Genomic DNA, 26,096 nt, shown 5'->3' with positions numbered 1-26,096 from the left:
GTCGACTCGTCGCCTGTCCTGTTCTCGTGTGCCAAAAACAGGCAGGGGTCGTGGAAATGAGAATTCGTCTGATTCAAAATCCCGGTGCGCGTTTCTTGATCTGCGGCCGAGGCGGGGGTGAGTCGATTCGTGTCGAAAATAAGGTGTTATGTCAGATAGGTGTCGTATAACGGTCAGCTGCTGGCTTATAGGCATATAGCCGAATTACCGTCGGGAAACAAGCCAACCGCCATAACGGGTGGGGGCGAAGGGACAACATCATGTGGGCAAGACGCACTGCCGTCGTGACCGTGGCCGTGACCGTCACCGCGTTGGGCGCCGTGGCACCCGCTCGGGCGGGCGCACCGGGTCAGACGTTGTACGGCGACGTGAACGGCGACCGACTTACGGACAGGGTCCAGCTCACCTCGGCCCCACCGGACAGGTGCGCGGTCGTGGTGCAGTTGGGTAAGCCGGGCGGCGGCTATCAGGAATCGAAGTTGTACACATATCCGAATCCCGCCGGAGTCGGCAGCATCCTCCAGTGCCCGGATATCGGCACCCTGGTCGACCTCGGCCGGAACGGCTCGATGGAACTGGTCGTGGGATGGTTCGCCGGCCGTCCGGACGGGGTGGACCAGGACCTGCTGGTTCTGCGTGACTTCCGCCCCGTGGGCGGGATCACCGGACTGTTCCAGCCCAGCTATATCGGCGTGTCCGACTTCAACGGCGACGGGCGCAAGGACGTGTACGAGTGGACCGACCAGGGTGAGGGAATTACCACCTTCCTGAACACGTCCGATGGTGCGCTGGCCCCGGGCGAACTCCGGTTCTGTGCCACTCCGGTCCAGCCGCCGTTGCTCGCCGACTTCACCCTCGACCGGGGGACCGAGGTGGTGTTCCCGTACTACGAGCACTGCGGGATTCCCGAGACCGGAGTGGCGGTGCTGTATCCCGACGGCGACACGGACTACCTGGAGCAGGACCCCACGGGCGAGTTCGTCTGGACCAGCGCCGTCGCGGACGCGAACCGGGACGGCATACCGGACGTGCGCACGGTGAACGAGGTCACGGCCGAGGTCTCGCACTTCCTGGCCCGGCCCCCGGGCGGGTTCGTCGAGGCGCCCTTCCCAGCGCCGGACGAGGCCGTGGTGACCACGCCCGAACCGACGCCCATCCCGGTGCTGGCGAACGACGCCGTCACGGTGTCGGCACGGGTGGAGATCGGCACACCGCCACGGTACGGCCGGGTCGAGATCAGACCCGACAACACGGTGGTCTACATACCTCCGGCCTCTCCTCCGGCAGCCCTCGATCAGTTCACCTACCGGGTCATCGACGACAACAAGGTTGCCGAAGCCCCGGTGACCGTCGAGCTCCGGCTCTCGACGTCCGGCTCGAAGAGCGGCACGCCGGGCGTACCGCGCAGCACCAAGTCCACGCGACCAACGGATGCCTGACGGCGTCTCTCGAACCGACGTCCCTGCTCCGGACCGCGTGGACCCGTGGCCCGGTGGACCAGAAATCCTGATTGGAAGAGTCATGTGGAGAAAACTCATTGCCCTGGTGGCCGCCGTAACGACGATCGTGGCGGCGGGCGCGGTCTCGGGCACCGCTCGGGCAGCCGGGCCGAACGCGCCCATCACCGGAGACCTGAACGGTGACGGGCTGCCCGACCGGGCGACGCTGGTCGACATCGCGCCCGACGAATGCGGCGTGGTGCTGGAGCCGGGGCTTGCCGGCGGCGGCTTCGACCCGCCGATTGCCTATACCTATACGGACCCGCCGGGCGCGGGGACGCCGAATGACTGCCCCAACATCGGCACGGCGCTCGATCTCAGCGGGGACGGCATGGTCGACCTGATGGTGGGATGGTCAGCCGGCCGACCCGTCGGATCCGACGTCGACCTGCTGGTGCTGGAGAATTTCAGCCCGGCCGACGGCTTCGTCGCGCTGACCAGGCCCGACTACATCGGGTCGGCGAACTTCAACGCTGACCTGCGCCGCGACATCTACGAGTGGTCGAACGCGGACCGGGCATTCGCCACCTACCTGAACGACGCGAGTGGATTCCTCACCCCCGGACCGATGCGCTTCTGCGGTAGCGGCCTGACCGCCAAGCTGTCCGACGTCAACCACAACGGCACGTCGGACGCGGTCCTCACCTACGACCAGGGATGCGAGGACGCCTCGTCGGGTGTCGTGGTGCTGTTCAGTTCCGGAACGGTGGTGAACCTCGAACGCAGCGCCACCGGCACCACCCGATGGACGGCCACCGTGGGGGACTACAACCACGACGGCAATCCCGACGTGGCGACCACCAACACCAACACCGGTGCGGTCGCCCACTGGATGGGCAACGGCCAGGGCGCCTTCAGCAAGGCGCCGGTTGCCAACGACGACACCGCCACGACCACCGGCACCAAGAAGGTGGACGTCGCGGTGCTGGCCAACGACACCGCGCCCAGCAGCGCGACGCTCACCATCGCGACCCCGCCGTCACACGGCACGGTGCAGATCACCAGCCGGCGGACGGTGGTCTACACACCGGACGCGTCGCATGGATCAACCGACAAGTTCACGTACCGGCTGACGGTCGACGGGCGCTCCGACACGGCTGCCGTCTCCATCCGGTTCTGACCCGACGATCGCGTCAGCGCTTCCGGCCCGCCGGGTTCCCTTCGCGCGACGCGCGCGGGGGACCCGGCGAACCATCAACAACCCGATGGCGTGGACGAACCATTGCAGGTGAGGGGGCAGCGATGTCCAGGAGAACAGCAGCACGACGCGGAATCTCGGCCGTACTGGCACTCTGCCTCGGGCTTGCCGTGGCGGTCGCACCGACGTCCGGGAAGACACCACCGGTACGGGCGGCGGCGCTTCCGCCCGGCTTCACCGATCAGGTGGTCTTCTCCGGGCTGGTCCAACCCACCAAACTGGTCTTCTCGCCCGACGGCCGGATCTTCGTGGCGCAGAAGAACGGCATCATCAAGATCTACCACGGTTTGTCCGACCCCACCCCGACCGTCTTCGCCGACCTCCGAGCCAACGTCTACGACTACTCCGACCTGGGGATGGTCGGCTTGGCGCTACCACCGGGCTTTCCCGCCAACGCGTGGGTCTACGTCAGCTACACCTACGACGGCGTCATCGGCGGCACCGCGCCGACCTACGGCGACACATGCCCGGTGATCGGCAACTGCCGCTCCAGCGCCCGGGTGTCCCGGCTGCACATCAGTGGCGACGTGATGAACGGCGCCGAGCGGGTGCTGCTGCACGACTGGTGCCAGCAGAGCGACACGCACTCCATCGGTGACATCGGGTTCGGCCCGGACGGCCGGCTCTACGTCGCCGGTGGCGACGGGGCGTCCGGTAACTCGATGGACTACGGCCAACTCGGCACCCCGACGAACCCGTGTGGCGACCCGCCCTCCCTGCCGGGTGGCCCGATGAGCCCGCCGACGGCCGAGGGAGGGGCGCTGCGGTCACAGGACCTGCGGACCACGGGTGACCCCACCGGCCTGGACGGCACGATCGTCCGGGTGCACGAGACCACGGGCAGGGCCCCGGCCGACAACCCGCTGGTGAAGAGCCCGGACCTGAACACCCGGCGGATCGTCGCGTACGGCCTGCGTAACCCGTTCCGCTGGGTGTTCCGGCCGGGGACCAGCGAGATCTGGGTGGGTGACGTCGGTTGGCGCACCTCCGAGGAGATCGACCGGGTGGTGGCTCCGGTCGCCGGTCCGGTGCGCAACTACGGCTGGCCCTGCTACGAGGGACCCGCCGTGCAGGGCAACTACCGGGCCGCCCACCTGAGGCTCTGCGACAGCCTCTACAGCGCGCCTGCCGGTACGGTCACCGCGCCGCACTACAGCTACATGCGTTCCCAGGTGGTGGCTCCGGGGGACGGGTGCCCGGTCGGCCGGGCCGTCATCAGCGGGCTCGCCTTCTATCCGAGGACGGGCGGCAGCTACCCGGCGACGTACGCCCGCGCGCTCTTCTTCTCCGACTACCTGCGCGGCTGCGTGTGGGCGATGCTGGCCGGTCCGAACGGTGTGCCGAACCCGGCCACGATCGTGCCCTTCGCCACCGTGGTCAGGCCGGTCGATCTCCAGATCGGGCCGGAGGGCGACCTTTACTACGTGGACCTCGCCGGTGGTTTGGTCCGCCGCTTCCACTGGAACTGACCGCCTCCGCCCTGGCCGGGTGGCTTCGTGGCGCGGACCGTGGACCCCACCGGGCCCACGGTCCGCATCCTTCCCCAGGCCGAAGTCCTCGGTGCTGCCCGCCTGTGCAAAGGTGGGGACCAGTGGTAACGCTACGAATCCGGGCGGTTGCTTTCAAGACCACGGGAGAGCCGTCCAAAATGTCCGTTCGGGGGACTTGACGGTTAATTGCCCATTGTTGCTATCGGCCGCGTCCGGGTGGCGGTGCCAGCCTCAACACACGCAGCAGACGTACGGTCGGGCCACGCGTGACCGTCACCGAGGCGGCGGCCAGCACCCCGCCCAGGATCAGCCCGGCCAGCACGTCGTGCGGGTAGTGCACCCCGGCCACCACCCGCAGCAGTGCCGTCAACCCGGCCAGCGGCAGCGTGAACGCGGCCAGCCGGGGTACGACCACCGCCAGCCCCACCCCGAGCGCGGCGGCGATGGTGGCGTGGTTGCTCGGGAACGACCAGTCGCCGACGTCGGGGCAGCGTGAGATCGGCTCGACCCCGGTCAGCGCCCGGCACGGCCGATCCTGGTCCACCACCAGCTTCGACGCCTCGCTCAGCGCGTACGCGGCGCCGGTGGCGACGAGGGTCAACACCGCGCCGGCCAGCAGGAACGGGTCGCGCTGCCGGCCGAGCCAGCCGATCCCGGCAACCAGGGCCAGCAGGATCAGCAGGGCCGCGTCGGTGACCAGTTCGACCAGCCGGTGCAGCCAGTCGGGCGTGCCGGCCATCGCGTCGACAACGGCCCGGTAACCGTCCGCCGAGAGTCCGTCGGTGACCCGGAGCACCGCCGGGTCACCGAGCCCGCCGGGTGCTAGCCAACCGACCAGCCCGGCCCCGCCCACCACCAACGTCGGTGCGGCCCAGAGCCGGGCCGCTCCCGTGCCGGTACGGCGGGCCGCCGGGCCGCCCGCCGTACCGGTCGGGTCCGCTGACTGTGCACTCGACCGCGCCCGTTCGCTCATGGTGAACACTGTATGAACGCCGGGTGGCCTGCGTCTTGTCCCGTTCGTCGGTGTCGCGACCCGACGATGGTCAGGCGATGCCGCCCGAGGGGCTCAGCCGGCCAGACCGAGGGTGTCGGCGGCGGCCCAGCCGTTGGCGTGGCTGGCACCGTACGTGGTGACGAAGGCGCGTACGCCCGCCGGCCGCCAGGTCGACGGCCAGCCCATCTCCACCACGGTCACCGGGTGGTCGACCGCCAGCGCCTCGATCAGCTCGGCCGCACCGGGCAGCCGGTGCACGTGCCGGCCGACCAGCACGATCGGCCGACCGTCGGCCAGCTTCGCCACGGTCTCCGGGTCGGTCTCGGTCGCCACCAGTGGCAACTGCTCGGTGCCGTCCAGGTGCGGCGCGAGGCCCCAGGGCACCCGTCCCTCGGCGATCGTCGAGGTGGACACGAGCTGCACCACGAGCGGGGTCTCCAGGCCGGACAGGACCCCCTCGACCCGTACCGCGCGCTTCGCGGCGGCGTACCCCAGGTTGTCGGCGGCGATCTCGGCGGTCGTGCCGGCCCGGGTCCAGGCGGCGAGCGCGTCGGCGCGGCCGGCGGCCTCCTCGACCCGCTCGGTGGAGAGACGGCCGTCGCGCAGCGCGGCGACGATCGCGGCGGCGACCTCCTCGACCAGGCCGGCGTCCACGTCGGCGCCGATGCAGAGCAGGTCGGCCCCGGCGTCCAGGGCGCGGACCGCGGCCGGGCCGATGCCACCGGCGGCCAGCGCCGCGCCCTTCATCTCCAGCGCGTCGGTGATCACCGCACCGGCAAAGCCGTACTCGTGGCGAAGCAGGTCGACCAGGACGGCCCGGCTGAAGGTGGCCGGTCCGTCGCCGGTCAGCGCCGGCACCCGGATGTGCGCGGTCATGATCGCCTTGGCGTCGGCGGCGACCACCGCCGCGAACGGCGGCAGGTCGCGGGTGCGCAGCAGGTCCAGCGGTACGTCGACGGTCGGCAGCTCGTAGTGCGAGTCGGCGATGGTGGCGCCGTGGCCGGGGAAGTGCTTCGCGCAGGCGGCGACCCCGACCGACTGGAGGCCGGCGACGGCGGCGGCGGAGTGCGCGGCGACCCGGACCGGGTCGGCACCGAACGACCGGGTGCCGATGATCGGGTTGTCGTCGGCGCTGTTCACGTCGACCGTGGGGGCGAGGTTGACGTTGATCCCGACGGCGGCGAGTTCGGCGCCGATGGCCTGGTAGACCCGGCGGGTGAGGCCGACGTCGTTGACCGCGCCGAGCGCGGCGTTGCCCGGGTACGGGCTGCCGGTGGCGTGGGCGAGCCGGGTCACGTCGCCGCCCTCCTCGTCGATCGCGACCAGGACGTCCGGGCGGACCGCCCGCAGGGCGGCGGTGCTGGCCGCGACCTGGGCGGGGTCGGTGACGTTGCGGCCGAACAGGGTGTGGCCGGCGAGTCCGTCGGCGACCAGGCGCAGCGCCCAGTCCGGCGGCGAGTCGCCGGGAAAGGCGGCGAGCAGGGTACGCAGTGCCAACCGGCGGAGTCCTGGATCAGTCCCCACGTTGTCTCCTCTTCGCGGCCGCCCCTGGTCCGAGTGTCGCACCAGGCAGGGCCATCTCGTGACCAAGCGGTGCCCTCTCGGCTTACCGCCGGAGTACCGACTGGCCGTTACGCTACGGCTACTCGGTAAAGGCTAACCCATCTAATAACAAACTTTACTAATAATTAGGGGACCTGCATGGCTTCCACCCGGCTACCCGGCACGCCCCGGCTGTTGCGCGCGCTCAACGACCGCGCCGCGCTCGAACTGCTGCTCTCGCAGGGGCCACTGACCAGGGCACAGCTCGGCGAGCTGACCGGGCTGTCCAAGGTGACCGCCTCCCAACTCGTGGAGCGGCTGGAGGAGCGCGGGCTGGTCATCCGGGTCGGCGAGCAGGCCGGCGGGCGCGGGCCGAACGCGCAGCTCTACGCGGTCGAGCCGGGCAGCGCGCACGTGATCGGGGTGGACGTCGGCCCGGACCGGGTGGTCGCCGCCTGCGCCGACATCACCGGCAAGGTGATCGGCCGGGTCGAACAGTCCACCCGCGACACCGACGACCCGGTCGGCGTCGTACACAACGCGGTGGTCCAGGCGGCGAGCAGCGCCGGGGCGTCGCTGAACAGCGTACGGCGGGTGGTGCTGGGCACGCCCGGCCTGGTCGACCCGCACACCGGGGACATCACCTTCGCCTTCAACCTGCCCCGCTGGCACCGGGGCCTGCTCGCCGCGCTCCGCGAGGACCTGCACACCCCGGTCGTGTTCGAGAACGACGTCAACCTCGCCGCGCTCGCCGAGGCCCAGTCCGGTGCCGCCCGGGGCGTCGACGACTTCGTCCTGGTCTGGGTCGGCGTCGGCGTCGGTCTGGCCATCGTGCTCGGCGGCAGGCTGCACCACGGCAGCAGCGGTGCGGCCGGTGAGATCGGCTACCTGCCGGTGCCCGGGGCGCCCATCCCGCGTGACGTCTCCCGCCGGGCCAAGCCCGCCTTCCAGCAGCTCATCGCCGCCGACGCGGTCCGGGTGGTGGCGCGCGAGCACGGCTTCCGGGCGGCGACCGCCGCCGACGCCGTACGGGCCGCGATCGCCGCCGGCACCGAGGGCGGCCAACTGCTGGACGAACTGGCCCGCAGGCTCGCGCTCGGGGTGGCGAGCACCTGCGTCGTGCTCGACCCGCCGCTGGTGGTGCTGGCCGGCGAGGTCGGACAGGCGGGCGGCACCGCGCTGGCCGAGCGGGTGCAGCACGAGGTCGCCGCGATCACCCTGGTCACGCCCCGGGTGGTGGTGACCGAGCTGACCGACGAGCCGGTGCTGCGCGGCGCCCTGCGTACCGCGCTCGATGAGGCCCGGGACGAGGTGTTCGGCTCGACCGTCGGTTAGTTACCCGCTGGTTACCCCAGCTCCCTCGACATCGACGAACGTCGCGCTATAGCGTTCCGTCATCCGATGGTCCCCATCAGGGATCATCGATCCCTCGGGGAGGAGTGACGGTGACTGTACGGTTCCCCTTGCGGCGGACGAGCTACCTGCTCGGCGCCACCCTGATCCTGGCCGCCGGCCCGGCCGGACAACCCGCGCTGGCCGCCGGCCCGGCCGGCGCCCCATCGGTGGTCGGTGCCGCCCCGGCGGCCCGGTCGCCGCTGGCCGGCGTGTTCGAACGGGCCGCCGCGCGCTACCAGGTGCCGGCCGACCTGCTCGCCGCGCTCGGTTACGCCGAGACCCGGCTCGACGGGCACGGCGGCGCACCGAGCGCCTCCGGCGGCTACGGCGTCATGCACCTGACCAGCAACCCGAAACAACGCACCCTCGACCTGGCGGCCACCCTCACCGGCCTCGAACCGGCCGCACTGCGCACCGACACCACCGCCAACATCCTCGGCGCGGCAGCCGTGCTCCGGTCGTACGCCGACGCGGCCGGGCTGAGCGCGGCGCAGCGTACCGACGTGAACCACTGGTACCTCCCGATCGTCCGGTACGGCGGCGCCGCCGACCCGGCCGTCGCCCGGCTCTACGCCGACGCCGTCTACGACCTGCTCGGCACCGGCTTCGACACCTCCGCCGAGTCGCCCGGCACCTCGGCCGCGTTCGGCGTCGCCCCGCGTGCGGTCGCCCCGCTGCGGGGCGACTACGCCACCGTCGCCCCGCTCGGCTCGGCCGACACCTCCACCACCGGCGGGGTGGGCACGCTCAGCACCGACTACGGACCGGCCGCCTGGGCGCCGGCGTACTCGGGCAACTACACCGTGGCCAGCCGCGAGTCGACGTACCCGATCAACTACGTGATCATCCACGTGGCCCAGGGGTCGTACGCCGGCACCGTCAACTGGTTCCAGAACCCCGCAGCCGGAGTCAGCGCGCACTACACGTTCCGCTCCTCCGACGGCGCCGTCACCCAGTCCGTACGGGACAAGGACGTCGCCTGGCACGCCGGCAACTGGACGTACAACACCCAGTCGATCGGGATCGAGCACGAGGGCTACGTCAACCAGGCATCGTGGTTCACCGACGCGATGTACCGGGCCTCGGCCGCGCTGACCCGGCACCTGTGCGACAAGTACGGCATCCCGAAGGACCGCTCGCGCATCATCGGGCACAACCAGGTCCCCGGCGCCACCCACACCGACCCCGGCCCGTACTGGAACTGGACCACCTACATGCAGTACGTCACAGGCTCCGGTGGCGGCGGTGGTGGCTGGACGGCCACCGTCGACAACACCACCTCGGGCCGGTTCACCGCCAGCGCCAACTGGGGCGTGTCGACGTACTCGGCGCAGCGCCAGGGCGTCGACTACCGGTACGCGGACCCGGTCGCCGCCAGCGACGTGGCCTGGTACCGGTTCGACATCCCGGCGACGGCGAGTTACCGGGTCGACGTCTGGTACCCGGCCGACCCCGGTTACAACAGCTCCACCCCGTACGTGGTGGTCACACCGAGCGGCAACCAGACCGTCATCGTCAACCAACGCAGCGGCGGCGGGCAGTGGCGCTCACTGGGCACCTTCACCCTCGCCGCCGGTGACGCGAACAAGGTCGGGGTGAGCCGCTGGGCCTCCGGCACCGGCTACGTCATCGCCGACGCCGTACGGGTCACCCGCGTCTGACCCACGCACGCGAGGAGGGTCCCCGTCTTCGGGACGGGGACCCTCCTCGCGTACGGCAGTGCCCTCCCTCAGACGAGGTCCCGTCGGCGGAAGGCGGTGAACGAGCCCGCCACGAGGCCGCCCACCACGACCAGCAGCACCAGCAGCGCCGCCGGCCAGTGCAGCATGTACTCCGAGGTCTGGCAGAAGCCGCCGGGACCGGGATCGCAGACCAGACCCTGGTCGGTGAGGCTGATCTGGCCGAGCACCCAGGCACCGACATAGCTGGAGAGCATCACGACGTCCGGGCGCGGGGCATCGATGATCTCCATGACGATCCGGCCGCCGCCCTCCCAGATCACCGCGTACCCGGCGAGCACGCCCAGGGCGGCGGCGGTGTGCCGACCCAGGACCGCGACCGCGAAGCCCGCCGCGGTCACCAGCATGGTCAGGATCCAGCCCCGGACGGTGGTGGTCGAGATCATGTTCCAGAAGTCCGCGTCGAGCGTGCCGGGGTAACCGCGCACCTCGCCGACCAGCCAGAACGTGCCCAGGTACAGCACCGACGAGACCATCGACACCGCGAGTACGCCGCCGAGCAGCGTCCCCAGCTTGGCGCCGAGTACGGTCAGCCGCTGCGGTCGCCAGAGCAGCAGGTTCGTCATCCCGCCGGAGTTCAGGTCGGCACCGATGTACGACGCCCCGACCAGGAAACCGAACAGGGCGAGGAACGTGATCAGGAAGTAGATCAGCCCCGGCATCTGTCGCTCGAAGACGAAGACCCCGCTCAGGTAGTCCTCGATCTGGGGCTGCCCGGACATGAAGGCGTCGCAGTCGGCCGGGCTCTTCCCGGGGATCTGCCCCGGCGCGATCCCCGCCATACTCTCGCGGCACTCACGAACCCAGCGCTCGTTCGCGACGACCTGCTGCCGTACGTCGTCGCGCGCCTCCTCCACCTCGGCGACGCTCGGTTGGTGCGAGCCGGCGATGGTGGTGGCGACGGTCACGGCGAACGCGGCCACCAGCAGCACCAGCATGAGCTGGACGAAGCGTCGGGCACCGAGCCGCTCCAACTCGGCCTGGGCCAGATTCACGCCTTCGTCCCCTCGTCCGTGGTGGCCGGCGCTACCGCACCGCTGGCCGGCACTGCCCGCGCGTCCGTCGGCGTCGGCGCGTCCGTCCGCGCCGGCTCGGCAGGGGCGGCGGTGGTGAGGCCCAACTCGATCTGCGCCGCCGGCCGATCGTGTCCGGCGTCGCCGTGCTGTAGCAGCGCCGAGTCGTCGCCGTGCTGCGGCAGCACCGAGTCGTCTACCTGCTGAGGGACGCCGGAATGCGGCACGGTGCCGGTGAGTTCGAGGAAGACGCTCTCCAGGTCCGGGGTGAGCGGGGTCAGCTCGCGTACCCAGAGGTCCTGCTCGCCGAGGACGCGGTTGAGCGCGGCGGCGTCGGTCACCCCGCTCACCACCAGGTGATCCGGGTACGTGACCACGTCGTGTCCGGCCGCCGTGACCAGTTCCGTGGCGCGGGGCTGGTCGTCGACCCGTACCAGGTATTCGCCCCGGTCGAAGTTGGCCAGCACCTCGCCGACGGTGCCGGCGGTGACCCGCCGGCCGCGCGAGATGATGGTGACGTGGTCGCAGATCAGCTCGATCTCGGCCAGGATGTGACTGGAGACCAGCACGGTGCCCCCGGCCGCGGCCAGGTCACGGACCAGGTCGCGCATCTCCCGGATCCCGGCCGGGTCGAGCCCGTTCGCCGGCTCGTCGAGGATCAGCAGCTCCGGGCTCTTGAGCAGGGCGGAGGCGACCGCCAGCCGCTGCTTCATGCCGAGCGAGTAACCCTTGACCCGGTCCTGCGCCCGGTCCCGCAGACCGACCCGTTCGAGCACCTCGTCCACCCGGATCGGCTCCACCCCGCCGGCCGTGGCGAGCAGTCGCAACGTACGCCGGCCGGTGAAGTTGCCGAAGAACTGTGGACTCTCCACGATCGCGCCGAACCGGGGCGCGACCACCGGCAACCGTTCGGGTGCCGGTTCGCCGAGCACCAGCATCCGGCCGGCGTCGGCCCGGACCAGGCCGAGCAGCGTACGCAGGGTGGTCGTCTTGCCCGACCCGTTCGGCCCCAGGAAACCGTGCACCTGTCCGGCCTCGACCAGCATGTCGAATCCGTCGAGCGCGACCCGCGCCGCACCTCGCACGGAGCGGAAACTCTTACGCAGTCCCTCGATCTCGATGACCGCGCTCACGCGACCCCCTCGTCGCGTCCGCCCATGTGGACCTCCGGTCCGTTCAACGTGATCAATGACACGGCGCCCCACCTTACGGGGAGGGCGCCGCCCGTGGGGGGCGGCGACGGGTGCGTGGTTGGATGGACGGGTGCCTACTGACCTGGTTCACAACGTCGCCGGTGCCGCTGCCGCCGGCCCGACCCCGAGCCCGGCCGACGACGACCTGGTGATCGACCTCGCCGGGGTGAACGTGGTCCGAACCGGTGCGTACCTGCTGCGGGACCTGAGCTGGCGGGTGGAACTGGACGAGCGCTGGGTGGTGCTCGGCCCGAACGGTGCGGGCAAGACCACACTGCTCAACCTGGCCGGTGGCCGGTCACACCCGACCAGCGGCACGGTGCACGTGCTCGGCGAGAAGGTCGGCCGGACCGACCTGGCCGAGCTGCGGACCCGGATCGGGCTCACCACCGCCGGCCTGGCCGAGCGGATCCCGACCGACGAGACCGTACGCGACGTGGTGCTGACCGCGGCCTGGTCGGTGGTCGGCCGGTGGCGGGAGAGCTACGACGCGGTGGACGAGGCGCGGGCGCGGGCACTGCTGGACCAGTTCGGTGTGGCCGCGCTGGCTGATCGGCGCTACGGCACCCTCTCCGAGGGGGAACGCAAGCGGGTGCAGATCGCCCGTGCCCTGATGACCGACCCCGAGTTGCTGCTGCTCGACGAGCCGGCGGCCGGGTTGGACCTGGGTGGGCGCGAGGACCTGGTCGGCCGGCTGGCCGGACTGGCCCGCGACCCGGACGCTCCGGCGCTGGTGTTGATCACCCATCACGTCGAGGAGATCCCGCCGGGCTTCACCCACGCGCTGCTGCTGCGCGAGGGCGGGATCGTGGCGCAGGGCCTGGTCGATGACACGATCACCGCCGACAACCTGTCCCGTACGTTCGGGCTGAACCTGACCGTCGAGCGCTCCGGCGACCGCTTCACCGCCCGCGCCGTCTGATCCGGGGGAGCCGGCGGCGCCGGACACCACGCCGACGACACTTGCCAAATATGGACAAGTGTCGTCATGTTGACGCGACTGTTAATTAAATTTACTGTTCCTTCATCGATACGTGTCGTCATATCGATCCGATCGTCAGGGGAACAGGATGAACAGATTCCGTCGACTGGTGACGCTGGTGTCCGCCACCGCACTGGCCGTGGCCTGCGCCGTACTCGTCGCGCCGGGCGCGTACGCGGCAACCGCCAGCTTCACCAAGACCCAGGACTGGGGCAGCGGCTACGAGGCGCTGTTCACCGTACGCAACAACACCGCCAGCACGATCACCAGTTGGCGGGTCGAGTTCGACCTGGCCGCCGGCTCCACCATCGGCAGCTCGTGGGACGCCACCCGGACCAGCTCCGGTAACCACCACAGCTTCGGCAACGTGTCCTGGAACGGCACCCTCGCCGCCGGTGCCAGCACCACCTTCGGCTTCACCGTCGCCGGCACCGGCACCCCGACCAACTGCACCGTCAACGGCACCTCCTGCACCGGCGGTGGTGGCGGCGGCGGCGACACCGCACCGCCCACCGTTCCCGGCAACCTGCGCAGCACCTCGGTCACCTCGACCAGCGTCTCGCTCGCCTGGAACGCCGCCACCGACAACACCGCCGTGACCGGCTACGACGTCTACCGGGGCGGGACCCTGGCAACCACGGTCACCGGCACCACCGGCACCGTCGGCGGGTTGACCGCCGCCACCGCGTACACCTTCACGGTCCGGGCGCGCGACGCGGCCGGCAACCTGTCGGCGGCGAGCAACCAGGTCACCGCGACCACCGCCCCCGGCGGTGGCGGAGGCAGCACCCCGGCGGCGATCAACGGCCAGCTCCGGGTCTGCGGCACCAAGCTCTGCAACCGGTACGGCCACCCGATCCAGCTGCGCGGCATGAGCACCCACGGCATCCAGTGGTACTCCCAGTGCGTCAACAACAACTCGCTCGACGCGCTCGCCACCGACTGGCGGGCCGACGTGCTGCGCATCTCGATGTACATCCAGGAGGGCGGTTACGAGACCGACCCGCGCGGCTTCACCGACCGGGTGCACGACTACATCGAGCGGGCCACCGCCCGTGGCATGTACGCCATCGTCGACTGGCACATGCTCACGCCCGGCGACCCGAACGTCAACCTGAGCCGGGCCCGGACCTTCTTCACCGAGATCGCCAGCCGGCACAAGGACAAGACCAACATCCTGTACGAGGTGGCGAACGAGCCGAACGGCGTCGGCTGGCCGGCAATCAAGTCGTACGCCGAGCAGATCATCCCGGTGATCCGCGCCCAGGACCCGGACGGTGTGGTGCTGGTCGGCACCCGCGCCTGGTCCTCGCTCGGCCTCTCCGACGGGGCCAGCGAGACCGAGGTGATCAACAACCCGGTCAACGCCACCAACATCATGTACACGTTCCACTTCTACGCCGCGTCGCACGGGGCGTCGTACCTGAACGCGCTGAGCCGGGCCGCCGACCGGATCCCGATGTTCGTCACCGAGTTCGGCACCCAGACCGCCTCCGGCGACGGTGCGAACAACTTCACCCAGGCGCAGGCGTACCTCGACCTGATGGCGACCAAGCAGATCAGCTGGGTCAACTGGAACTTCTCTGACGACTTCCGCTCCGGTGCCGTCTTCAACACCGGCACCTGCAACGGCACCAGTTACGCCGGCACCGCCGTCCTCAAACCAGCCGGCATCTGGATCCGCGACCGCACCCGCACCCCCGACACCTTCCCCACCACCTAGCCCCCCCCGCCGCAAGATCGTCACAAATGTAGAGAAAGAGTGGCTATCCGCGCGCGGATAGCCACTCTTTCTCTACAAGTGCCGCCCCCATCCGGGTGCGCGGTGGGGGTTGCGGGGGATTGTGTGTCGTGTAATCTAATGACATGACACAGAACGTGGTGGTGGCGCCCAGGCTCAGTAACCCGATCAAGGCGGTTTCGGTGGTCAGCACCGGGACGGTGGACATCCGGCCGCAGCACGTGCGGTCGGACGGCACCCCGTTCCTGTGGTGGCTGATGACCTCACGCAAGTGGACCGACCCGCGGCCGATCAACGTCTACGTGATCGAGAGGGAGGACGGTCTGGTTCTGTTCGACACCGGGCAGGACCGGGCCTCGGTCACCGACCCGGACTACTTCCCGACCTCCGGCCTCACCGGACTGATCTACCGCCGGCTCGCCCGGTTCCAGATCGACCCCGACCAGACGCTGACCGCCCGACTGGCCAGCATCGGCTACGACATCGCCGACGTGCACACCGTCGTGCTGTCACACCTACACCAGGACCACATCGGCGGCCTTGCCGAGCTGCGCCACGCCGAGATCGTCGTCGACCAGCGCGAGTGGGACGACCTGCACCAACCGAACCCGGAAAATCGCGGCATGCTCACCAGTCACATCAACCTGCCCGGTCTGCGCTGGCGGCAGGTGACGCCCCGCCCGACGGACGACCCCGCTTTCGCGCCGTTCACCTCGGCGCACGACCTCTTCGGCGACGGCACCCTCGTGCTGCTGCCCACTCCGGGTCACACACCCGGATCACTGTCGCTGCTCGTACGCCAGCCCGGCGCGACCCCGCTGCTGATGGTCGGTGACGTGACCTACGACGTGCACCTCATGCAGGACGGCCACATTCCCGGTGTCGGCGAACGGGCCCGGCTGCGCGAGACGAGCCGCGCGATCAACACCCTGCGCGGCCGGTATCCGGACCTCGCGATCCTGCCCGCACACGATCCCGCCGCGGGCGGCCACCTCTCCGGCAGTTCCTGGGCCAGGCAGGCCGGTGTGGCGATGGCCGGTGTGACGACGGCGGGCTGACCGGTGCGGAAAGCCGAACAACTGCGGTTCCTGATCCTGGCCGCCCAGCGCGAAGGTAACCGGCTGCTCGCCCAGAACCTGCGCCCGCTCGGGGTGACCCCGTCGCAGGCCGAGGTGCTGCGCCTGCTGGCCGACCGGCAACCACTCACCCTCGGCGGGCTCGGCGAACTGCTGGTCTGCGAGAGCGGCACCAACCCCAGTCGGCTCGTCGACCGACTCGTGGCGGCGGGCCTCGTCGACCGGGTCGAGGTGCCCCACGACCGGCGCACCGTCGAGCTGACCCTCACCCCCGGGGGCCGCGACGTGGCCGACCGGGTCGCCGACGTCGAGGAGCGGCTGTACGAGTTCCTCGACGCCGCCGGCACCGGAATCGACCTCGACGAAGTCATCAACTATCTGCGTGCCCTCACCGGCGACCAACCCTCCGGCCGTGCCGTCCTGCGGCGCACCGAACCGGTCCGTCCGGACCCATCCGCAAAGGAGAAGTCATGACCACCCAAGAGGCTCGACGTCTGATCCGGGCAGAGCTGCCCCGGGTCCGCGACATCCTGCTCCAGGCGGCACGCCTGCCCGAGTGGAACTCGGCGTTCGTCGCACTCGATGCCCCGGCCACCGCCACCATGGGTGAGCGGTACCCGTTGACCATCCGAGGCGGGATGCGCGGCTACCTTGAGTACACCGAGATCGGGGCGTACGACATCGGGCTGACCTGGCGGTTCCCCGGGTTTCGCGAGACCGGCGCCTGGCACCTCGAAGCCCACGGCCAGGCCACCCTAGTCACCCACGACTTCAGCCACAGCGGACCGGTGGCCCGAGCACTCCGCTCCGCCTTCGCCGGCGTAGCCGAACTCCGCCTGGACCGCCTCGCCCAACGCTCACCCACCCGATCGCCCGCGCCCGAATCGCCGTTGACCATGAAGTTGGCGCAACTTCCGGCGCCGGAGTCCGCGCTAACTTCATGATCAACGAGTTGGGGTGGGGAGGAGGGAGGGGGCGGCCAGGGTGATTTGGGTTACGGCCAGTTGGGGGTCGCTGGGCGGGATGAGGACCACCGAGTCTGCGGTGGCTTCGGTCAGGGACTTGAGGGAGGCGGCGCACTGGTCGGGAGTGCCGGCGATCGCGAAGCGGTCGACGCAGTGCTCCGGCAGTGCCTCGGCGAGCTGCTCCACCCGTGGGTGGGCGGCTACCAGGGCGGCGATCTCCCCGGCCAGGTCGTCGTCGGCGGGGGAGAGTGGCGGGCCGCCGAGGAAGCGGCCGGCGATCGCCCGGCGGGCGCTGGACCGACTCTCGTCGAAGTCGAGAAAACCGTAGACGGTGAGGCGGTGCGGCTCGTCCTGCCGGCCGGCGTCCTGTCGGCCGGCGTCGATCAGGTCCCGGGCCCAGCGCAGGTACGCCGGACTCGCGCACTCGGCCAGAATCGTGCCGTCCGCCACCTGCCCGGACAGCCGCAACGACTTCGCGCCGCGTACGCCGGTCGAGATCAGGGGCGGTTCGGCCGGCGGGAACGCCAGCTTGACGTTGTCCAGCTTGGCGTACTGGCCGTCGACGGTGACCGTCTCGCCCGCCAGCAGGGCGCGTACGGCGCTGACCGTCTCGCCGAGCACCGCCAGCGGGGACGGGTGGTGGGCGCCGACCTGGCGTACCCAGTCCGGCATGCCGTGGCCGAAGCCGGGCAGGATCCGGCCGGGGAAGAGCCGCTCCAGGTTGCTCAGCTCCATCGCCGCCAGGGCCGGGTTACGGAACGCGGCGGGCAGGATGCCGATGCCGATCCTGAGCGTCTCGGTGACCGAGGCGGCGACCGCGGCGGCCGACACCGCCCCGGTGAAGAAGCAGTCCTCGACCACCCACAGTTCGTCGTAGCCGAGCCGTTCCACCAGCCGGGCGTACGCCGGAAGCTGCTCCGGCGGGCTGTCGCAGCGGTACATGACCCCGATTGCCGTCTCTCCCATCCCGGCAGCCTGCCAGAAATCGCCCGCAACCGCCGCCTTTAGAATCGTGGTCCGCGTCCCGTCAGCAGGAGGTGCCCGTGAGCCGACCCCGGGTCGTTGTCGTGGGCAGCGCCAACATGGACCTGGTCGCCATGACGCCGGTGCTGCCGGCGGCCGGGGAGACGGTGCTCGGCACCGATTTTGTGATGGTGCCCGGCGGCAAGGGCGCCAACCAGGCCATCGCCGCCACCCGCGCCGGTGCGTCCGGGGTCTTCCTCGGCGCGATCGGTTCCGACTCGTTCGGCGTGACGCTCAAGGCCCGGATCGCCGCCTCCGGCGTCGACACCGGTCAACTACGCGTGGTGTACGGCGCCTCGGGTGTCGCCGTGGTCACCGTCGACGCCGCCGGGGAGAACACGGTGGTGGTCGCGCCGGGGGCGAACGCCGCGTTCACCGCGCTGACCGAGCCGGAGCTTTCCGCCGTACGCCGGGCGGACGTGCTGGTCACGCAGCTGGAGATCCCGCTCGACACGGTGCTTGAGGCGGCCCGTGCGGCCAGGGCGGCCGGTACCCGGGTGGTGTTGAACGCCGCCCCGGCCCGGGAGCTGCCGACCGAACTGCTCGACCTGGTCGACCTGCTCGTGGTCAACGAGGGTGAGGCGCTGGCGATCAGCGGGGTCGGCCGGGAGGATCCGGCGGCGCTGCTGGCTGCCGTACCCCGGGCGGTCCTGACCCTCGGCGCGGCGGGCGCCTGGTACGGCGACCGGGACGGCACCGACGTCCGGATTCCCGCGTTCCCGATCGACGCGGTCGACTCGACCGGGGCCGGGGACGCGTTCACCGGCGCGCTCGCGGTGGCCTGGGGTGAGGGGCGGGAGCTGGTCGACGCGGTCCGCTGGGCCTGTGCCGCCGGTGCGGCCTGCGCCCGCCAGATCGGCGCCTCCGCCTCGCTGCCCCGCCGGGACGAGATCGACGCGCTCTTCGCGACCGCCTCCGGCCGGGAGTGAGACGGCGGTCCGTGGGCGTGGTTCAGTAGCCGGTGCGTCTGTCCAGGATGCTGGGCGAGTCGGGTTCGTGGCTCTGCCGCAGCAGCAGTTGACTCCGGGACCAGGCCTGCGCCACCTCGTCGCCGAAGACTCGGCGCAGCGCGGGGCCGAGCCGGGGTGAGGCGTCGCTGATCCGCGCCATGTCCTGGATCAGGCGGAACTCCCGCAGCGCCAGACTCGGTCGCCGGAACCGTACGCCCTTCTCGACGGCGAGGAACCCGAGGTTGATTCCGATCGTGATCGGGCTCGGTACGGGACCGTCCCCGCCGGGGGCCTGTTCCATCCAGGTGGCGATCGGCCGCTCGAAAGCCCCCGCCCTCGACTCGATCTCACCGAGGGACAGGCTGCCCGACTGGAGTTCCTCAGCGAAGCGGGTGAACCAGCGCCGGATCCTCCGGGCGGGCTTGCCGTCGCGGATTATCAGGAGCTGTCGTACGAAGTCCTCCGGGCTCCGTGCCTCCTCCAGGACCAGGGCCAGCGCGAAGGGGAAGGCCAGGTCGACGTAGAGGGCGCCGCCGGAGCTGTTGCCGGTGGAGACGAGCTCGTTGATCCTCGCGGCGCGGGCGGCACGGGCGAGCTGCATCCTGGCCACGATGGTCTCCTCGCTCACGCCGCCCCGCGTGGGTGGCCCGCCGCTGGCGACGATGCTGAAGGGCGCGCGGAGCGGGTGCGGGAGGTACTGCGCCCCCAGGTCTCTCGCGATGGTTCCGTAGTAGTTTGCCGCGGTGATGTTCCGGACCAGGTCCTTCGCGCCCTCGATCGCCTCGAAGCGGTCGGATTCGGGCAGGCCGAGGCGGGCGAACGGGTAGTTGGCCGCTCCGTCGGACCCGTACCACCGCATCCTCGAACCGGTGATCATGAGATCCTCGAAGTGGGAGTCGAGCAACCGGGCGTGCCGCTTCCTGTCCCACGCGACCATCGCGGTCCGCGCCGCCGGGAGCAGGTTTCGCAGGCGGTGGCGGGTGGCGGTCGGCTCGCTCAGGAGGGATACGGCCTCCTGGAGCAGTCTCTCCGCCTCCCTCCGGAGCTCGGGTATACGTTCCGAGTACTCGTGCGTCGGGCGAAGGTCTTCGAATATTCCGGGGTCCGAGTATCCCGTCTCGAAGTAGCCGTTGCTGATGCGCAGGAAGGTGCTCGTCAACTCCTCCCGCGCGAGCACGTCCACGTAGCGGTTGAATTCCTGGGTGGCGGCCGTCCGTACGGCGTTCCCGAGTGCCTGTTTCAGCAGCGCGGCTGCCTTCGCCCGGCCGATCGGAACGGGGGCGACGATCTCGGCGAGGTTGTCGAGTGGGCAGTTCTCGGTCTTCCAGCGGCCGACGAAATCGTCGTCGACGGTCGAGATGTGGTCGTGGAACACCACCGCGTGGCACAGCTGGGACAGGCACATGAGGTCGACGGCGACCTGGATGGCCTCGTTCGCGTCGTAGTCCCACTTGTTCCTGCTACGGTCCCGGTCCTCCCAGGATCTCTGGCGTCCGACGTCGGGATCCAGTGCGCGCGCTGCCCCCTGCAGGGTCATGTTATCCAGAATGATCACTTTGTGTCCCTGGTCGATCGGGTCGGATCGTGGCGGCGTTCCGGAGACGCGGCGTTTCCGGACACAATAAGGTCCTTTGTCGAAGGTGCCCCGATGCCCGCCGTGCCGGGCGGTCCGCACCGGTCAGTCGGCGAAAGGGCTGGTGGCGGAACGTGCCGGTGGCGGAACGCGGCGTGGCCGGTTTGTGTGCGGGGAGCACTATGAGGGCATGGTGCGGTTCATCCTCAATATCCTCTGGCTCATCTTCGGCAGCGGTTTCGTGCTCGCGATCGGGTACGGCATCGCGGCGCTGATCTGCTTCGTGCTGATCGTGACGATCCCGTTCGGGGTGGCGTCGCTGCGGTTGGCCTACTATTCGCTCTGGCCGTTCGGTCGGACGCTCACCCCGAAGCCGAGTGCCGGAATCGGGTCGGGGGTGGCGAACGTGCTCTGGGTCGTCCTGGCCGGCTGGTGGCTGGCGCTGATGCACATCCTCGCAGGTGCCGCGCTCTGCGTGACGATCATCGGGATCCCGTTCGGGATCGCCAACTTCAAGCTCGTACCGGCGGCGTTCTGGCCGTTGGGGCGCGAGGTGGTCGAGATCGACGATCTGCGCCGTCCGGCAGCGGTCTAGCGTCGTAGTTCCCCGACGGGTCACCACCTCCTGACGGGTTCGGCGTACGCTCCCGCGTCATGAGCGATGGGGGCGGACCCGAGCGGGTGCCGGGCCGGGGCAGGCCACAGTGGACGGTTGTGGTGATGGTGGTTGTGGCGCTGGTCGCGGTGGGGCTGCTCGTCGCGGTACCGGGGCCGGGCGGCGGCCCGGACCCGGCGACCGCCCGGCTGGCCCGGACCGCCCTCCCGACGGCCCCGGCGACCGCCCGGCCCACCGCCTCGGTCACCCCGGCCGGCGTCTACACGGCCCGACTGCCGCGCTTTCCGGTCGCACCGACGCCGGAACCGGTGACCGTTCCGGCCGGAGCGTCGGCCGGCTGGTACTCGCGCATCCCGACCACCCAGCCGGTGGCGTTCATCACCATCGACGACGGCTGGATCAAGCGGCCGGAGGCGCGGCAACTGCTCGCCGAGGCGCAGGTGCCGGTGACGCTCTTCCTTACCATCAACGCGATCCACGAGAACCCGGACTACTTCCGGCAACTCCAGCTCGCCGCGCCGCAGGTGGCGATCGAGGCGCACACCGTCACCCACCAGGGACTCCGGGGGAAGTCGTACGCGACCCAGCGGCGGGAGATCTGCGGCTCGGCCGACCAACTCGCCCGGCTCTACGGCCGCCGCCCGGTGCTGTTCCGGCCACCGTTCGGCGAGAAGGACGCCACCACGCTGCGCGCCACCCGCGACTGCGGGCTGAAGGCGGCGTTCTTCTGGACCGAGTCGGTGGACAAGGGCAAGGTGCGCTACCAGGGCGAACACAAGATCCAGCCCGGCGACATCATCCTGATGCACTTTCGGGAGCGGTTCGTCGACGACTTCCTCGCGGCCCTGAACGCCATCCACGCCGCCGGGCTGACCCCGGCCGTACTGGGTGACTACATCCGCTGACGACCGGTCGCCATCCGGGCCGTCTCAGCTCTCGTCGGGTGAGCGTCCCTCGCCGCGTCGGCGGAGCATGGCCAGGCCCGGTATGCCGGCGATGGCGAGCTTCAGGTCGCGGGTGACGTTGAGCAGGTCGTGGATGTCCGGGCCGACCCGGTCCAGGGTGGCGAGGATCGGCAGTACGTCGGCGGTCAGGTGCCCGGTCAGCTTCGGCAACTCGTCGACCAGGCGGATCGCCGCGTCGACCTCCTCCGGTGTGAGCTGCTCGACGAACCGGCTCGCCATCGGCGCACCCTTGCGCAGCGTCGTGGCGTACGCGGTGAGCAGTTCGTCGACCGTACCCATGGTCACCTCGGCCCGAGCCATCGTCGCCGCCGCCCGGCCGGCGACCCGCTCCGCCTCGCCGACCACCACGGCGGCCGCCGCCGCGACCCGGGCCGCCTCGTCGATCGGGGCGGCGGCACGGGTGCTGAGCGACTGGACCTGCTCGACGGCCTGCTCCGCCGAGCCGACGATCCGGTCGGTGCGCTCCAGTGTGGACTCCATCCGGTCCAGCGCGGTCTCGACCCGGTCCAGCACGGTGCCGATCCGTCGTACCAACACCTCGGCGGCGTCGAGTACGCCGAACGCGCGGGCGGGTAGGCCGGCGACCGTGGTCGCGGCGTCGGCGGCCTGGCCGACGGCGAATCTGGTCAGGTCGAGCAGGGCGGCGGGCCGGGGGAGGGGGAGCACCATGCCCGCAATTGTGCGTCGCCGAATCGAGTGTCGCCCGACCGAGTGTTGTCCGAGCGAGTCTTGTCCGACCGAGTGTTGTCCGACCGAGTGTTGTCCGACCGAGCGGCGGTCGGGTCGGCCGGTCGGACGCGGGTCGTACCGGTGGTTGGTCGGCTCAGGGGCGGTCGCCGTGCTGTTCGACGGCGCGCTGCACGGCGCGGTAGATCTGGCCGAAGCGCATCGCGTCGGAGATCTGCAACAGCATCAGCTCCTGTCCCTGGCGTTGTACCCAGAGTTCGTAGACGCCCGAGCCCCGGTCGTAGGAGCGGTCCAGCCAGCCCAGCGGCACCTCCAGGAACGGCATCAGGGCGAGTGCGCCCACCACACAGACACCGAGGATCGCCCCGGCGAGCAGCCAGTTGCCCCGGTCCTGGGCGGCGTAGGCGAGCGAGACGACACAGATCGTCGCGATCAGGGGCGGGACCGAGAGCAGGAAGATCAGCGCCCCGCGCCCGAGTAACCGCGAGCGTGACCGCAGCGAACCCCGGCCGCGCGTGTGCCAGACGTACGTCAGTTCGGCGACCGGCACCCGGTGACCGCCGGCGTGGACCAACTCGGAGGTCACCTGCACCGTGTCGTCCCGGTAATAGACCGTCACCACTCAAGCAAAGCGTGCCTGTCAACAGCATCGTCCGCCTTCACGGCAACGACGACTGTCGATCAAGCCCCTCGGTCGGGTCTTCTGGCATTGACCGTGATCGGTAGCGTGGGCGCACGCCGCGCGAGTACGGGCCGACCGGTTCGTCGCGACCGGCGACGGACGTACGACAAGGGGTGCGGTGGGCGTGGTGGGCGGGAGAGACGCGTGACGGGCGGGAAGAACGCGTGGTACGCCCTGTTGCTGCTGGCCGGCCTCGGCGCCCTGGTGGCGGTGCCGGCGTTGGTGGCACTGCCGCTGCCCGGCGACGGCGCACCACTGTCCGGGCGGGAACGGGTCGACATCGGCTTCGGCGCCACCATCGCCCCGCCACCGGGTGCCCGGCTCGACCTGTCCGACTCCCGACCGGGCACCGGTGCGGTGACCCTGGAAGCCGACGGGGTACAGCTTCGGCTGACCGCCCAGCAGTTCCGTGGCGACGTCGAGCCGTACGTCGCGCACGTCCGCTACAAGCTCGAACGGGACGACTGGCTGCGACCGGTCGGCGCCCCGGAGCGGGTCGCCAGCACTTCCGGGGTGTCCGGTGAACGCGGTTCGTTGCGCGGCGACGAGTTCGCCGGCATCGCCTCCGCCTGCTACGCGATCTTCACCGCGCGGTCGGTCGGTGTCGTCGTACTGGCGACTCCGGCGGCGGAGTGCGGCGACCTACCGGCACCGGTCTGGGCAGCGGTGACCAGCATCGAGATCGACCCGGCGGCCGGACCGTGAACAGCGGCGGCACCGTGAACAGCGGCGGCACCGTGAACAGCGGCGGCACCGTGAACAGCGGCGGCACCGTGAACAGCGGCGGCACCGTGAACAGCGGCGGTACGGTGAACCGGCCGTGGTCGTTGGCCCGTACGCCGAGTTTCTGGATCCTGCTCGCCGTCACCGGGATCGCCACCGTGGTCACGCTCGTCGGCGGGGCCCTCCTCGGCCTTGTCGCCCCGTGGTCGGCCCTGGCCGGGGCGCCGCTGGTCACCGCGTACGCGGTCCTCGTCCTGCTGTTGATCCGGTGGTTGGACCGGTTGGGCACCCGGCCCTGGTGGCTGGTCGGGCTGGCGTTGCTCTGGGGCGCGACGGTCTCGGTGCTGGTCGGCGGGTCCGCCGACTACACGTTCGACAACCTGCTCGGGCGGCTGTTCTCGCCCGAGTTCGCCGGTGTCTGGGGCGCGATGATCGTCGCCCCGCCGGCTGAGGAGTTGGCCAAGGTCGCCGGGGTGGTGTTCCTGTTCCTGGCCGCCCGCCCGTACCTGCGTACGGTCGCCGCGGGTGCGGTCTACGGGGCGATCGTCGGGCTGGGTTTCGCCGTCGTGGAGGATTTCGGGTACGCCGTGATGGCGGCCGACGACACGCTGCCGGACGCGGTCGGCGAGGCGCTGCGGATGCTGGTGCTGCGGTTCATGCTGCCCGGTGCGGTCGGTCATCCGCTCTTCACCGCCGTCGCCGGTGCCGGGGTCGCGTACTTCGTGGTGCGGACCGACCGGACGCGGGCCCGGCGGGTGGGGATCCTGGTCGGCGCCCAGGCGCTCGCCTGGCTGACCCACGCGGCGGTGAACTCGCCGGTGGCGTTCGTGGTGTCCGACGTGCTCGACCAGTTGCCCGGTTTCGCCGTGCTGACCGGTTACCTCGTGGTGATCGGCATTCCCGGCGCTGCCTCGTTCCACTGGCTCGCCGCGCTCCGCCGGGCGGACGCGAGCCGGCTCGCGGACCGGCTCCGCGGCGCCGGGCCGGAGTTGGCGACGGCCGACGAGGCCGAGGCGGTCGCCACCCTCGGCGGCCGGGGCCGGGCGGCGAGGTCGGTCGCGCGGGCACACGGCCGACGGGCAGGTCGCGCGGCCCGCCGGGTCCAGCGCGCCCAGTTGCGGCTCGTCGACCTGCCGCCGCAGCCGCCGGTCGCCCCCCACCCGATCGGGTACGCCCTGCCACCGCCCCACCCCTGGTCGGTCCCCCACCACTGGCCGCCCGGTACGCCGCCCCCGCCCGCTCCTGCGGTCTGGCCCGCAGTGCCGGCCCCGACCGCGCCGCCGGCTTCGCCCGTCCAGCCGGTTCCGGTTCAGCCGGTCCAGCCGGTCCAGCCCGTTCCGGTCCAGCCCGTTCCGGTCCAGCCGGTCCAGTGGGCCGCACCGGTGCCGCCACCCTGGGCGGAGTTGCGGCCCGGGGTGCCGGTGGCGCCGGGTACGCCGCCACCGCCGGGCTGGCCCTGGGGTCCGCCGGCCGGCCCGCCGCCACCGTGGGTCTGGCCGCCGGCCGGTGCCGGGGGCGGTGTCCAGCCCACCCCGTGGGTCGGGCCGCCGCCTGCGCCGTGGGCGGGTGTGCCGGCGGGAATGCCTCCGGTGTCGGCGTACGGCAGACCGTCGGGTGGCTGGACGGAGCCGGGCTGGGCGCCGCCGAAGGTGTCGGCGCTCCAGCGTCGTACCGCCGAGCTGGCGCAGGCCAGGGCGGTGCTGGGGGAGCTGACCGGATCACCGGCTGTTCCGGCTGCCGCTGCGGTACCGGCGCCGGCGCCGGGCTGGTCGACCCGTACGGCGTTCTGGTTGGCCGCGGCCGGACTGGTGGCGTGGCCGGCGGTGCCGGTCGCCGGGTTGCTGGTCGCGGTGCCGCTGGTCGCGGCCGCGCGGCGGCACGAACCGGTGCCCCGGGAGCTGCGGTTGGCGACGATAGCGGTGGCGGCGAGCGCCTACTGCTGGCTCGCGAGCATGCTGGCGCTCGCGCTCTTCCCCGACATGATCTGAGCGGAACGGGTGGTGGCGGCTGCCGTCAGCGCACGAGCGGGACGGGCGGCGGCGGGTCGCCG

Annotated in this window: 23 protein-coding genes; 15 read left to right on the top strand and 8 right to left on the bottom strand. The window is 71.1% G+C overall.

What is annotated here, in order from left to right; translation table 11 throughout:
* Positions 1–284 precede the first annotated feature (284 nt).
* The 3 genes from ACZ6QQ_RS07980 to ACZ6QQ_RS07970 all read left to right on the top strand — a co-directional run bounded on the left by ACZ6QQ_RS07980 (position 285) and on the right by ACZ6QQ_RS07970 (position 4,166).
* Entirely contained in the window at positions 285–1,439 is a 1,155-nt protein-coding gene (locus tag ACZ6QQ_RS07980) for an Ig-like domain-containing protein (RefSeq protein ID WP_465875128.1), read from the top strand.
* Between the two features lie 82 nt (positions 1,440–1,521).
* Positions 1,522–2,619 (top strand): Ig-like domain-containing protein, encoded by a 1,098-nt coding sequence (locus ACZ6QQ_RS07975; protein ID WP_465875127.1) that lies wholly within the window; start codon positions 1,522–1,524, stop codon positions 2,617–2,619.
* 122 nt (positions 2,620–2,741) lie between these two features.
* Positions 2,742–4,166, top strand: coding sequence for a PQQ-dependent sugar dehydrogenase (locus tag ACZ6QQ_RS07970; RefSeq protein WP_465875126.1), 1,425 nt, complete (start codon positions 2,742–2,744; stop codon positions 4,164–4,166).
* 220 nt (positions 4,167–4,386) lie between these two features.
* Here the strand turns inward: ACZ6QQ_RS07970 and ACZ6QQ_RS07965 are convergent, their stop codons facing one another.
* Together ACZ6QQ_RS07965 and ACZ6QQ_RS07960 are read right to left on the bottom strand one after the other, a co-directional pair.
* Positions 4,387–5,160 (bottom strand): phosphatase PAP2 family protein, encoded by a 774-nt coding sequence (locus ACZ6QQ_RS07965; protein WP_465875125.1) that lies wholly within the window; start codon positions 5,158–5,160, stop codon positions 4,387–4,389.
* Positions 5,161–5,253: 93 nt separating this feature from the next.
* Entirely contained in the window at positions 5,254–6,705 is a 1,452-nt protein-coding gene (locus tag ACZ6QQ_RS07960; RefSeq protein ID WP_465875123.1) for a glycoside hydrolase family 3 N-terminal domain-containing protein, read from the bottom strand.
* Positions 6,706–6,882: 177 nt separating this feature from the next.
* Between ACZ6QQ_RS07960 and ACZ6QQ_RS07955 the strand changes: the two genes are divergently transcribed.
* Positions 6,883–8,058, top strand: a complete 1,176-nt coding sequence (locus ACZ6QQ_RS07955; protein WP_465875121.1) for an ROK family transcriptional regulator — start codon at positions 6,883–6,885, stop codon at positions 8,056–8,058.
* 734 nt (positions 8,059–8,792) lie between these two features.
* A complete protein-coding gene (locus tag ACZ6QQ_RS07950; RefSeq protein WP_465875514.1) occupies positions 8,793–9,779 on the top strand; it encodes a golvesin C-terminal-like domain-containing protein in 987 nt (328 codons plus the stop codon).
* 68 nt (positions 9,780–9,847) lie between these two features.
* Here the strand turns inward: ACZ6QQ_RS07950 and ACZ6QQ_RS07945 are convergent, their stop codons facing one another.
* Positions 9,848–10,852, bottom strand: coding sequence for an ABC-2 family transporter permease (locus ACZ6QQ_RS07945; RefSeq protein ID WP_465875120.1), 1,005 nt, complete (start codon positions 10,850–10,852; stop codon positions 9,848–9,850).
* On the bottom strand, positions 10,849–12,003 hold the full coding sequence (locus ACZ6QQ_RS07940; protein WP_465875119.1) for an ATP-binding cassette domain-containing protein: 1,155 nt from the start codon (positions 12,001–12,003) through the stop codon (positions 10,849–10,851). Before ACZ6QQ_RS07940 ends, ACZ6QQ_RS07945 begins: the two co-directional genes overlap by 4 nt.
* Positions 12,004–12,058: 55 nt before the next feature.
* Between ACZ6QQ_RS07940 and ACZ6QQ_RS07935 the strand changes: the two genes are divergently transcribed.
* From ACZ6QQ_RS07935 to ACZ6QQ_RS07915, 5 genes are all read left to right on the top strand, one after another.
* Positions 12,059–12,985, top strand: a complete 927-nt coding sequence (locus tag ACZ6QQ_RS07935) for an ABC transporter ATP-binding protein (protein WP_465875118.1) — start codon at positions 12,059–12,061, stop codon at positions 12,983–12,985.
* 148 nt (positions 12,986–13,133) lie between these two features.
* Positions 13,134–14,768, top strand: a complete 1,635-nt coding sequence (locus ACZ6QQ_RS07930; RefSeq protein ID WP_465875116.1) for a cellulase family glycosylhydrolase — start codon at positions 13,134–13,136, stop codon at positions 14,766–14,768.
* A 143-nt stretch (positions 14,769–14,911) separates the two neighbouring features.
* Entirely contained in the window at positions 14,912–15,844 is a 933-nt protein-coding gene (locus ACZ6QQ_RS07925) for an N-acyl homoserine lactonase family protein (protein ID WP_465875115.1), read from the top strand.
* Positions 15,845–15,847: 3 nt separating this feature from the next.
* Positions 15,848–16,336, top strand: coding sequence for a MarR family winged helix-turn-helix transcriptional regulator (locus ACZ6QQ_RS07920; protein ID WP_465875114.1), 489 nt, complete (start codon positions 15,848–15,850; stop codon positions 16,334–16,336).
* Positions 16,333–16,806 carry an SRPBCC family protein gene (locus ACZ6QQ_RS07915; RefSeq protein WP_465875113.1) on the top strand — a complete coding sequence of 158 codons (474 nt, stop codon included), beginning with the start codon at positions 16,333–16,335 and terminating at the stop codon, positions 16,804–16,806. The genes ACZ6QQ_RS07920 and ACZ6QQ_RS07915 overlap by 4 nt, the downstream gene beginning before the upstream one ends.
* Here ACZ6QQ_RS07915 and ACZ6QQ_RS07910 read toward each other — a convergent pair whose 3' ends face one another.
* On the bottom strand, positions 16,807–17,793 hold the full coding sequence (locus tag ACZ6QQ_RS07910) for an LLM class flavin-dependent oxidoreductase (RefSeq protein WP_465875112.1): 987 nt from the start codon (positions 17,791–17,793) through the stop codon (positions 16,807–16,809). It abuts the gene before it with no gap.
* Between the two features lie 77 nt (positions 17,794–17,870).
* Here ACZ6QQ_RS07910 and ACZ6QQ_RS07905 point away from each other — a divergent pair, with 77 nt between their 5' ends.
* The gene (locus tag ACZ6QQ_RS07905) at positions 17,871–18,779 is read left to right on the top strand and encodes a ribokinase (RefSeq protein ID WP_465875111.1); all 909 of its coding nucleotides are present in this window, start codon (positions 17,871–17,873) and stop codon (positions 18,777–18,779) included.
* Positions 18,780–18,801: 22 nt separating this feature from the next.
* On the opposite strand, the gene ACZ6QQ_RS07900 is transcribed toward ACZ6QQ_RS07905, so the two are convergent.
* Complete coding sequence (locus ACZ6QQ_RS07900; protein ID WP_465875110.1) at positions 18,802–20,337, bottom strand: hypothetical protein; 1,536 nt, start codon at positions 20,335–20,337, stop codon at positions 18,802–18,804.
* 226 nt (positions 20,338–20,563) lie between these two features.
* On the opposite strand from ACZ6QQ_RS07900, the gene ACZ6QQ_RS07895 reads away from it, so the two are divergent.
* Both ACZ6QQ_RS07895 and ACZ6QQ_RS07890 read left to right on the top strand, forming a co-directional pair.
* Positions 20,564–20,968 (top strand): YccF domain-containing protein, encoded by a 405-nt coding sequence (locus ACZ6QQ_RS07895; protein WP_465875108.1) that lies wholly within the window; start codon positions 20,564–20,566, stop codon positions 20,966–20,968.
* Between the two features lie 59 nt (positions 20,969–21,027).
* Complete coding sequence (locus tag ACZ6QQ_RS07890; protein WP_465875107.1) at positions 21,028–21,894, top strand: polysaccharide deacetylase family protein; 867 nt, start codon at positions 21,028–21,030, stop codon at positions 21,892–21,894.
* A gap of 24 nt (positions 21,895–21,918) precedes the next feature.
* Here ACZ6QQ_RS07890 and ACZ6QQ_RS07885 read toward each other — a convergent pair whose 3' ends face one another.
* The gene (locus ACZ6QQ_RS07885; protein ID WP_465875105.1) at positions 21,919–22,623 is read right to left on the bottom strand and encodes a hypothetical protein; all 705 of its coding nucleotides are present in this window, start codon (positions 22,621–22,623) and stop codon (positions 21,919–21,921) included.
* Between the two features lie 154 nt (positions 22,624–22,777).
* A complete protein-coding gene (locus ACZ6QQ_RS07880) occupies positions 22,778–23,260 on the bottom strand; it encodes a DUF6232 family protein (protein WP_465875104.1) in 483 nt (160 codons plus the stop codon).
* Positions 23,261–23,467: 207 nt separating this feature from the next.
* Here ACZ6QQ_RS07880 and ACZ6QQ_RS07875 point away from each other — a divergent pair, with 207 nt between their 5' ends.
* Both ACZ6QQ_RS07875 and ACZ6QQ_RS07870 read left to right on the top strand, forming a co-directional pair.
* The gene (locus ACZ6QQ_RS07875; protein WP_465875103.1) at positions 23,468–24,028 is read left to right on the top strand and encodes a hypothetical protein; all 561 of its coding nucleotides are present in this window, start codon (positions 23,468–23,470) and stop codon (positions 24,026–24,028) included.
* Positions 24,025–26,034, top strand: coding sequence for a PrsW family glutamic-type intramembrane protease (locus ACZ6QQ_RS07870; RefSeq protein ID WP_465875102.1), 2,010 nt, complete (start codon positions 24,025–24,027; stop codon positions 26,032–26,034). Before ACZ6QQ_RS07875 ends, ACZ6QQ_RS07870 begins: the two co-directional genes overlap by 4 nt.
* Positions 26,035–26,096 lie beyond the last annotated feature (62 nt).

The sequence above is a fragment of the Micromonospora sp. NPDC049529 genome (assembly GCF_055586685.1).
This window is presented reverse-complemented; position numbering and strand designations above follow the sequence as displayed.